General features: G+C 35.6%; 6 protein-coding genes and 2 pseudogenes. 7 read left to right on the forward strand and 1 reads right to left on the reverse strand.

Annotated elements, in window-relative coordinates; translation table 11 throughout:
* Positions 1-119: 119 nt before the first annotated feature.
* The 7 genes and pseudogenes from FTU17_RS15990 to FTU17_RS16020 form a co-directional block, all read left to right on the forward strand.
* Positions 120-347: pseudogene (locus FTU17_RS15990) on the forward strand (transposase domain-containing protein); the annotation flags it as partial.
* Positions 348-572: 225 nt separating this feature from the next.
* Positions 573-1,472 carry a YafY family protein gene (locus FTU17_RS15995; protein WP_180136006.1) on the forward strand — a complete coding sequence of 300 codons (900 nt, stop codon included), beginning with the start codon at positions 573-575 and terminating at the stop codon, positions 1,470-1,472.
* A 38-nt stretch (positions 1,473-1,510) separates the two neighbouring features.
* Entirely contained in the window at positions 1,511-2,992 is a 1,482-nt protein-coding gene (locus FTU17_RS16000) for a dynamin family protein (RefSeq protein WP_180136008.1), read from the forward strand.
* A 48-nt stretch (positions 2,993-3,040) separates the two neighbouring features.
* Positions 3,041-5,449, forward strand: coding sequence for a dynamin family protein (locus tag FTU17_RS16005; protein ID WP_373684078.1), 2,409 nt, complete (start codon positions 3,041-3,043; stop codon positions 5,447-5,449).
* A gap of 82 nt (positions 5,450-5,531) precedes the next feature.
* Positions 5,532-6,419: a diguanylate cyclase regulator RdcB family protein gene (locus FTU17_RS16010; RefSeq protein WP_180136010.1), complete on the forward strand. Its 888-nt coding sequence runs from the start codon at positions 5,532-5,534 to the stop codon at positions 6,417-6,419.
* Positions 6,416-7,507 (forward strand): patatin-like phospholipase family protein, encoded by a 1,092-nt coding sequence (locus tag FTU17_RS16015; RefSeq protein ID WP_218955567.1) that lies wholly within the window; start codon positions 6,416-6,418, stop codon positions 7,505-7,507. The genes FTU17_RS16010 and FTU17_RS16015 overlap by 4 nt, the downstream gene beginning before the upstream one ends.
* 235 nt (positions 7,508-7,742) lie before the next feature.
* The gene (locus tag FTU17_RS16020; RefSeq protein WP_180136012.1) at positions 7,743-8,081 is read left to right on the forward strand and encodes a hypothetical protein; all 339 of its coding nucleotides are present in this window, start codon (positions 7,743-7,745) and stop codon (positions 8,079-8,081) included.
* Between the two features lie 167 nt (positions 8,082-8,248).
* On the opposite strand, the pseudogene FTU17_RS16025 reads toward FTU17_RS16020, so the two are convergent.
* Positions 8,249-8,845: pseudogene (locus tag FTU17_RS16025) on the reverse strand (IS982 family transposase); the annotation flags it as partial.
* Between the last annotated feature and the right edge of the window lie 123 nt (positions 8,846-8,968).

Raw genomic sequence — 8,968 nt, forward strand, 5'->3', positions numbered from 1 at the left:
GTCAACGATGTATAACCGGGTGCCGAATGGCGCCTTAGCAGAGGCTTGAGCCGTGTGCTGGGAAACTCGCATGCACGGTTCTTAGGGGGTTGGACGTAGGTAACTGCGTCTGACTACCCGACAATCAAATGCGACCTTGGGCGTTGGGGCGCAAGAACTGGCTGTTTGCAGGTTCGCTGCGCAGTGGTCAGCGAGCGGCAAACATCATGACGTTAATCCAGTCAGCAAAGCTGAATGGCTTGGATCCGTATGCCTATTTAAGTGATGTGCTGAAAAGGTTACCGACACACAAAGTGACCCAAATTGAAGAATTGCTGCCGCACTGCTGGAAACCTAAATCGAATTAAAAAATAGGTATGGGATTCAGCGGACGCTTACAGAAAGTGTCATTTTATCCATGCTTTTAAATACTAAAAAATTATAGATGTACTAATGACATAACCTGTCACAGAGTTGGGTTATATTTGTGGAATATTTATTTAAAATTCACTCATTGTTTTTATTATTTTTATAAAAACATGTTATATTTTAAATATATTTTTTTAATTATTTTACTAAATGGTCAGGGACTTATGCGTAAGGATGAAGGAATTCATGAGCGTTTAGCTGATCGTTTAGCAAGTATGCTGACGAAATTAAATATGGGACAACATTTAGATGTAAGGATGTTGTCAGAAGAATTTAATGTGAGTGCTCGAACTATTTTACGTGATTTTGATCGTTTAGGTGCATCCATACCATTACTAAAAGATGAACATAATAAAAAATACTATTTACATGAAAATTATTTAGGAAAAGTGACTGCAAAAGACATCGTTAAATTTGCAGAGATTTCTGGTATTCGTGATTTATATCCATCTTTAGACATGTCTTTTCTGCGAGAGCTTTTAAATAGTCGTGCGGATCAAATTTATACTACTCAAGCTTATTCTGTTGAGGATGCTAGCCAGTTTACAGAAATATTTAAGGTAGCTGGAAATGCAATACGAGGGCATAAGAAAATTGAGTTTTTGTATAAAGGTGTTCGTAAATGTGTTCAGCCTTATCGATTGATTCATCATCATGGTAATTGGTATTTAGCTGCAGTCTTTGAAAAAAAATTAAAAGCTTATCGATTAAGCAGAATCGAATTATTACCGCATCAATCTGATGGCGATATTTTTATTGTGGATTCCGCTATTTTATCTCAGTTAGAGGCTGAAGATACGATTTGGTTTGGGCTGGATAAAATAGAAATTATCCTTACCGTTCATGCAGATGTCGCTGAGCATTTTCAGGCACGAACTCTTTTACCTGAGCAAAAAATCATAAAGCTATTGGAGGATGGTGGTCTATTGTTATCGAGTCAAATTATCCATACAACCCAAATTTTTCCTTTGGTTCGCTATTGGATTCCGCATCTTAAAATTATTAGCCCTGAAAGACTACAAGATGAAATGGAACAAGAAGTGAAAAAATATTTCGGTATTTAAGGACACATGATTTTTAGAATTTTTAATTGAGTAAGAATATGGGTAATGTGGTTAATACAACTGAATTGTTAAAAATAAAGCAAGAAGTACAAGCATTATTGAAGAGTGGAATTTCTGTTTTTGAGCAAATTGTAGATTTAGATTTATTAGTGTATTTAGAGGAAGATCCGTCGTTTGCACAACAAGCAATTGCTGTTTTAAATAGTGAATATTCAAAACTTGAAAGATTTGAAGTAGTTATTGCTGTCGTAGGTACCATGAAAGCAGGTAAATCGACAACGATTAATGCCATTGTTGGTCGTGAAGTTTTACCCAATCGTAATGCGCCGATGACTGCGATCCCGACACTCATTAAACATAGTATGGGACGAAAGCAGCCACGTTTAATTTTTACTGAAAAGGCTCGTCAGCCTGTTCAACAACTTGTGCAAGATTTAAGAAAGCAATTTAAAAAAGAACAATATGCTCAAGCGCTTGAAAATTTAAAACTAGATACAGACTTATATTTGACGATAGAAAGAATTCAACAGGGTATTAAAATTACGAAGAAAGCATTGGGTGAAAAGAAAATTTTTGATTTTTTAGTTTCGATGAATGACCTTGTTCGTATTGCACCACATTTTGATTTGTCATTTCCATTTGACCAATATCAAGACATAGATCAACTCCCCATCATTGAGATCGAGTTTGTTCATTTAAAAAATATGAAAAAACAATATGGACAATTGGTGCTCTTGGATACTCCTGGACCGAATGAAGCAGGTCAAACACATTTACGATCCATGTTATTAGAACAATTACATCGAGCATCAGCTATTTTAGCTGTGATGGATTATACCCAACTTAAATCTGAAGCAGATGCACAGGTTCGTGAAGATATACAAAGTATTGCCCATACTGCAAAAAATCGAATTTATGCATTAGTAAACAAATTTGATAACTGTGACCGTAATGGAATGAAAGAACCTGAGGTTAAAACATTTGTTGAGGGACTCACTGAAGGGGTGATCAAACAAAAGAATACTTATCCAGTTGCTGCTAAATGGGCTTATTTGGCGCACAGAGCTAAAAATGAATGCTTTGAAGATGGTTCTTTGCCTGATGTTGAGAGCAATGATTGGGTCGAAGATTTTTATGATGAAGCAGGATTACGCCGTGACTCATTTCGAACACCAGAGGGTATTGCAGAAGCTATAGAAGATTTATGGCAAGACTCTCTTTTTAGCCAACCTTTAAAAGAGGTGATTGCAGCGTCGCATCAAAAGGCTGCATTTGTTGCTTTGGATTCAGCAATTTGTAAGTTAGAAAATTACACTCAAAAATTCAACCAAATGCGGACTCAGAAATTTAGAGAAGTATGCCAAAGAGCATACGAGCGAGGAGTTGAGATAGATAAGGATGATTATATTAATACCGTAGAAAATCATATTTTTAATAGCAAATTAAACATCAATATTCGCCTTTTAGAAACAACAGCTCAAATGCTGAAACAACATTTAGTGTTTGATCACTCACTTTAAGGGTGTGGGTAAAAAACAGCCTCTTTATAAGATACAAAGGAAATCGTGATGGGTCATCAAATTGACATTTTAAGAGAAGAAGCTCAGGCGTTGTTAGAGCTTGAAAAAAATCTATTGTTACAGATGTCTGAAAAGGGGGTATTAGATCATGCAAATGAACAAAATCAAGCCACTCTCGATACCACATCAGTCGAACAAGAACTCGTTATTTTACGTGGTGAAGCGCTTAAAGTCACTGAATTGGAAATGGTACTTGCTGTTGTTGGGACAATGAAAGCAGGTAAGTCGACGACGATTAATGCCATTGTAGGTCGTGAAATATTACCAAATCGTAATGCACCCATGACCGCAATTCCTACTTTGATTAAACATAGCAATGGACAAAAACAGCCGCATTTAACTTTTTCTGAAAAAGCCAGTCAGCCTGCAAATCAATTGGTGCGGGATTTGAAAAAATGTTTTCAGCAAGAGAAGTATACTGCAACACTTGAAAAATTAAGAACAGATAAAGACTTGTACCTCACGGTTGAAAGAATTCAGCAAGGTATTGAAGTTGTAAATGATGCAGTGGGTGAGAAACAAATTTTCGATTTTTTAGTTTCGATCAATGATCTTGTTCGTATTGCTCCACATTTTGATTTGGAATTTCCATTTGAGCAGTATCAAGAAGTAGATCAACTTCCTGTCATTGAGGTTGAATTTGCACATTTACAGGAAATGGAAGAGCAAGGTGGTAAACTCATTTTGCTTGATACTCCGGGACCGAATGAAGCAGGTCAAACCCATTTGCGCCCAATGTTACAAGATCAGCTAAAAAAAGCATCCGCTGTTTTAGCTGTGATGGATTATACCCAGCTCAAATCTGAAGCAGATGCACAGGTTCGTGAGGATATACAAAGTATTGCCCATACTGCAAAAAATCGAATTTATGCATTAGTAAACAAATTTGATAACTGTGACCGTAATGGGATGAAGGAACCAGAGGTTAAAACATTTGTTGAGGGGCTGACGGAGGGGGTTATCAAACAAGAGAATACCTATCCAGTTGCAGCTAAATGGGCTTATTTGTCAAACAGGGCGAAAAATGAACGCTTTGAAGATGGTTCATTACCTGATGTAGACGATGCTGCATGGGTTGAAGATTTTTATGATGAAGCTCGCTTACGCCGTGAATCACATCGAACACCAGAACGGATTGTCGAAGCGATAGATGATTTATGGCAAGACTCTCTTTTTAGTCAGCCTTTAAAAGAAGTGATTGCAGAGTCACATAAAAAGGCTGCATTTGTTGCATTAGACTCAGCAGTTGATAAGTTGGATGAGTGCTCTGAAAAAATTAATACAGTGTTGAGTGTAAAAGAAACTGCAATTTATAAAACCACTGATGAGTTGCAGCGAGTTATTACACAGTTAGAGCAGAATATTACGAGTATTGATGATGCACAACTTCAGGCTGAAAACTCAATTCAGGAACTTCAAAATAATTTTTCATTAGAGATTAATGAGTTTATTCATGATCAATTTGATTACGCAAAGAGTAGTGTGATTCAAAAAACCTCTGAAGGTAATCAACAGGCGGCACTGCTTAAAAAAAATAAAAAGAATACTCAGCAAGAAAGGAAATCACTTAAAGACTTTATTTCATCCATTTTGGAAAACGTAGGTTGGCTTCCTTCTAATGTACAAGTGGATAAGGATCAAGGGCGTATTATATATGATCCAGCCAATCCAATTATTGACTTTGATGATGATAAAGCAGCTGCAACAGATTTTTTAAAACAAATTGGAGAGATTCTTCCTTTGATTAATATTAAAATTAATCAAGAAGTTGAACAGCAGCTGGATACATTGCTGGAGCGTTTTGAAAGTGAATTTAAAGATAAAATCTTAGTACAGGCTCAGGAAGCAATGCTAAAAGTCAATCAAACATTAAGTACAGGCGGTTTTGATGATATTCAACTTAGCCTACCTAACCATAAAAAGTTAGCATTAAAGACTTCAAGTGCAAAGATGATGAAAAGTGTTTTGGATGTAACTAGTTATAAAGAAACACGATCGAGAGTTAAAGATAGTAAAGTTGCTAAGGTGTTGAATTGGTTTTCGGATAGCTTGGGGCGTGAAGATTATACTGTGACTGTAAAAAATTACACGATAGATATGGATAAGGTTTCAGAGGAAATTCAAAAAAGTTTAGAGCAAAGCCAAAAAGAGATCCAGACTGCATTGCAGCAAGAAATTAATGCACCACTTAAACAAGCAAGCGATCAATTTTTTAAAGCCTTTAAGCAAAAAATTATGGGATTAACTACGGATATTCAAAACAGTTTAGATGCTAAACAGCAGTCTCAGCAAAATGAACAAGTCGCTATGGAGCTCATTTTGTCATTCAAGAGAGAAAGCCAAAACATACAGGAACGTACGCAACAGCTTAAAAGAATTGTATTGCAGAAACTTTAAGGCAAATTTTATTTCTAATTAAATCTACCGAATAGAGGTTATTTATCACTTTTAAATAACCTCATTTTATAATGAGTGTTCTATGTCTTCTCAAGTATTAGAAGTTATGCCCTGTATCGCAGATAAGTTTGTAATTGAAATTGCAAATAGTATCCAAGTGTCACAAGATCATGTGAGAGTACAGTCTGAGCGATTAGGAAAAGTTGCCCGATTAGTCGATGGTTTCACAGGCGCAGGGCAACAACGGCAACAACAAATTAATCAGAATATGACGACAGGTTTAAATGCCGCGTTTGATTGGTTAAATACTTTGACGCGAGAATTAAGTTTAGGATTTACAGCGATACAAGTAGCAAATCAGAAAATTACTGAAGTACAAAATGCAGTGACTGATTTGGCTGAATTTAGTATTGAAACACGAGATCTGTTGGAACAACTGTCGATCAACTTACATGATCGTTGTGATGGCTTAGATGAAAGACTTACTCAAGTTGAAGCTGAAACAGGTGCTGAGCGTCAAATTACTTTACTGTTTAAGCAATGGGAAACAGGTGGTTTTGCTCAAATTTCTCCATTGTTAAGATTGTATACAGTTTTGGAACGTCTATATTGGGGCGAGTTTGGATCTTATTATCGACAGTACAATACAAATTTTAAAGCCGAAAAAACGATTCAAAATCTAAAAGAGCGGATTTGTTTAGAAGCCATTCAATGTTTAAAAAAAGATAAGCAAATAGATCATGAAGAATTTTTTCATCCATTACAATGGGCGGAAAATGTCAAAGTATTAGATACAGGTTTTATGGAAAGTTATGCATATATGGGAGATTGGGCACATGTTGACAAAATGCCAATCCATTATTTTGCATCACAACAACCCAAAAAATTATCCTTATATCTACCTCGGGTACTGACTGCTGATGTGCTAGCACGATCTTCTTTAGATGAAATGTTTGGAGTGAGATCATGAAAATAAAGACAGGCTTGGTGTTATCTGGTGGTGGTGCAAAAGGTGCATATCATGTTGGTGTGGTAAAAGCACTCGCTGAATATGGAGTTCAAGCAGATGCAATCGCTGGAGCAAGCATTGGTGCTTTAAATGGCTCTTTATTGGCAACAAGTCATTCTATGCAACAAGGATATGAACGTTTAAATAAGGTGTGGCAACAATTAAGCCAACAGTCACCATTACAGTTTCAGTCCAAAAATGTATTTATTCCTTCATATTTGGTCTTGCTAGCGAGTTTTGGATTGCATTTTAATACACCTAACATGCTTCGTTATATTGCTTATCGAGGTGGAAAAGGACTTTTAGAGACATTTAATCTTTATCCTGATTCTTTAAAGAAATTTGAAGAAAAAATAAGTGGACCCGAAAGTGTATTGGATAATGCTCCATTGACATCATTAATAGATCAATATCTGAATTGGCAGGATTTAAAGCAAGGTACACCGTTATATGTTTCTGCGTATAAAAGTAATGGTGGATTTCTAGATATTTTAGGATGTATTACTGCAATGTTAGACATTAAAAATACAGCACCATCAGAATTTTTTTGTCTGCAGCAGTTATCAGAACAAAATTGGAAAAATGCTTTAATGGCTTCAGCAGCTTTACCGTTATTGTATGAAAGCCAAAAAATAAATGGGCAAGCTTATACAGATGGTGGACAAGGCGGGTGGAAAACTGTGCAAGGAAATACTCCAATCACACCATTAGTTGAAGCGAATTGTAATTTAATTATTGTCAGTCATCTATCTGATGGATCGTTATGGGATCGTCATCGTTTTCCAGAGGCGACAGTCATTGAAATACGTCCACAGAAGGCAATTAACAGAGATGGGATGGCTGATTTATTGGCTTTTAAACCATCTCGTATCAATGAATGGATGGAACAAGGTTATACAGATACAGTTGCTTGTATTGGGAAAATTAAAGATGCTTTAGAAAATCGGAATCGCTTGAATACTTTGATGCGAACCCAGCAACAAGCAGAACAGGAAATGCTGAGTAGTTCAGAGCGTATGCAAAATATGATGGCAAAATTAAAAAAATGAGTTGATGTAAAGAAATATACGATCAACAGAGATCATTAAAAATAGTACCATACTGAGATTATGGTGCTATTTTTTGAATTATAAAATAATAATTACTACTTTTTTAAAAAATATATAAATTTAATTTTTATACCCAAGCGACATCACCTGTCCAACCTAAATGTTAACTTTATATAAAAGCAAATAAGCTATTTAGCTTGTATATTTTTTATATTTAAATTCAATGGTATATGTTATGAAGTTATTGAAAGTTATTGCTGTTACAGTGTTTGGAATGTGCTCACTCAATAGTTATGGGATGACTTTGGATGCAACGGATACATTCTATTACTTTGCCAAAAATTGTAATGCACAAGGGAAGACAGCTTATTATTTAGATGATAATGGTAGATGGCAAGGCTATTCTGCAAGTCAAATTTATCAACAATATAAGTACATGTTAGATATGTCTTCTTTTGGTTCGCTGAATAGTGATTCTGCGCCGTCTGTGTCAAGTAATGATGTACAAGTATATTTAAAGAATACAAGAGCACAACGTCTTGCTGCTACAAAAAGCCACTTAATGTGTAAGTAAGTTCTTTCTACAATTAGTGGTGTGCCAAAAATATATTTGATTATTTTTACACCACTATATTTGCTCTATTATTCAGTTTTAATCCTTTTCACGATATACGTCAAATTATGTCGTTGAATCGTTTGTGCTTTATTTCAATAGTTTAACCTGAGTTCGACGAAATAAGCCTAGCTTTTAAGCATATTTTGCATGGAAGGCTTATTCGGATTCAGGCAATAAGCTACTACCGCTGCCATTATATTTACTAGAAAGTTATTTACCGAACGATGACGTGAATGTTCAATCTGATGTAAATTCTTCAATTGATCATTCACAGTTTCTATTAAACCTCGTCTTGCAAGTAATGCTTTTTCTTCCGCATTATGTAGTACTTTATTCTTCATATTCTGACGTGAAGGTGTCAGTAGTTTTAATCCTCTTGAAGCGAGTTCTTTAACCTTGGCTTTGCTCAGATAGCCTTTATCTCCAAGCAAAATACCTTTCAATTCTTGAGTGATCTCATCTAAAACCTTAATATCATGTACATTTCCTGAGGTTAGTTTTATTTTTATAATTTCACCTAGATTGTTGATAATAATGTGTAATTTAAATCCATAAAACCAACCTGTACTGCTTTTACCACGCTCAGCTAGACCTTTAAAAACACGATGTCTTTTTATTCTGAGATTGTGACAAACAACCAGTTTTGTTGAATCCATAATACTTAGCCCTGTATCTTTACCTTTTATCTGATGAAAGAAAGAAGCTAATGCTTGCAAGCATTGAACCGTACCGGGTTTGTCGGAGACTTTTTTATTTAAGTTAGGCCACCTGACCTAACGGGTTAATCTTATCATAGTACATTGCTTCAAACTCAAAAGGCGATACATAACCCAGTGCACTGTGTA

The organism is Acinetobacter sp. YH12070 (assembly GCF_013419625.1).
Classification (GTDB): domain Bacteria; phylum Pseudomonadota; class Gammaproteobacteria; order Pseudomonadales; family Moraxellaceae; genus Acinetobacter; species Acinetobacter amyesii.

Excerpts from the sequence above, each read along its gene's own strand:
- FTU17_RS15995 (WP_180136006.1), top strand. The coding sequence starts at position 573 with ATGCGTAAGGATGAAGGAATTCATGAGCGTTTAGCTGATCGTTTAGCA.
- FTU17_RS16010 (WP_180136010.1), top strand. The coding sequence starts at position 5,532 with ATGTCTTCTCAAGTATTAGAAGTTATGCCCTGTATCGCAGATAAGTTT.
- FTU17_RS16000 (WP_180136008.1), top strand. The coding sequence starts at position 1,511 with ATGGGTAATGTGGTTAATACAACTGAATTGTTAAAAATAAAGCAAGAA.
- FTU17_RS16015 (WP_218955567.1), top strand. The coding sequence starts at position 6,416 with ATGAAAATAAAGACAGGCTTGGTGTTATCTGGTGGTGGTGCAAAAGGT.
- FTU17_RS16005 (WP_373684078.1), top strand. The coding sequence starts at position 3,041 with ATGGGTCATCAAATTGACATTTTAAGAGAAGAAGCTCAGGCGTTGTTA.
- FTU17_RS16020 (WP_180136012.1), top strand. The coding sequence starts at position 7,743 with ATGAAGTTATTGAAAGTTATTGCTGTTACAGTGTTTGGAATGTGCTCA.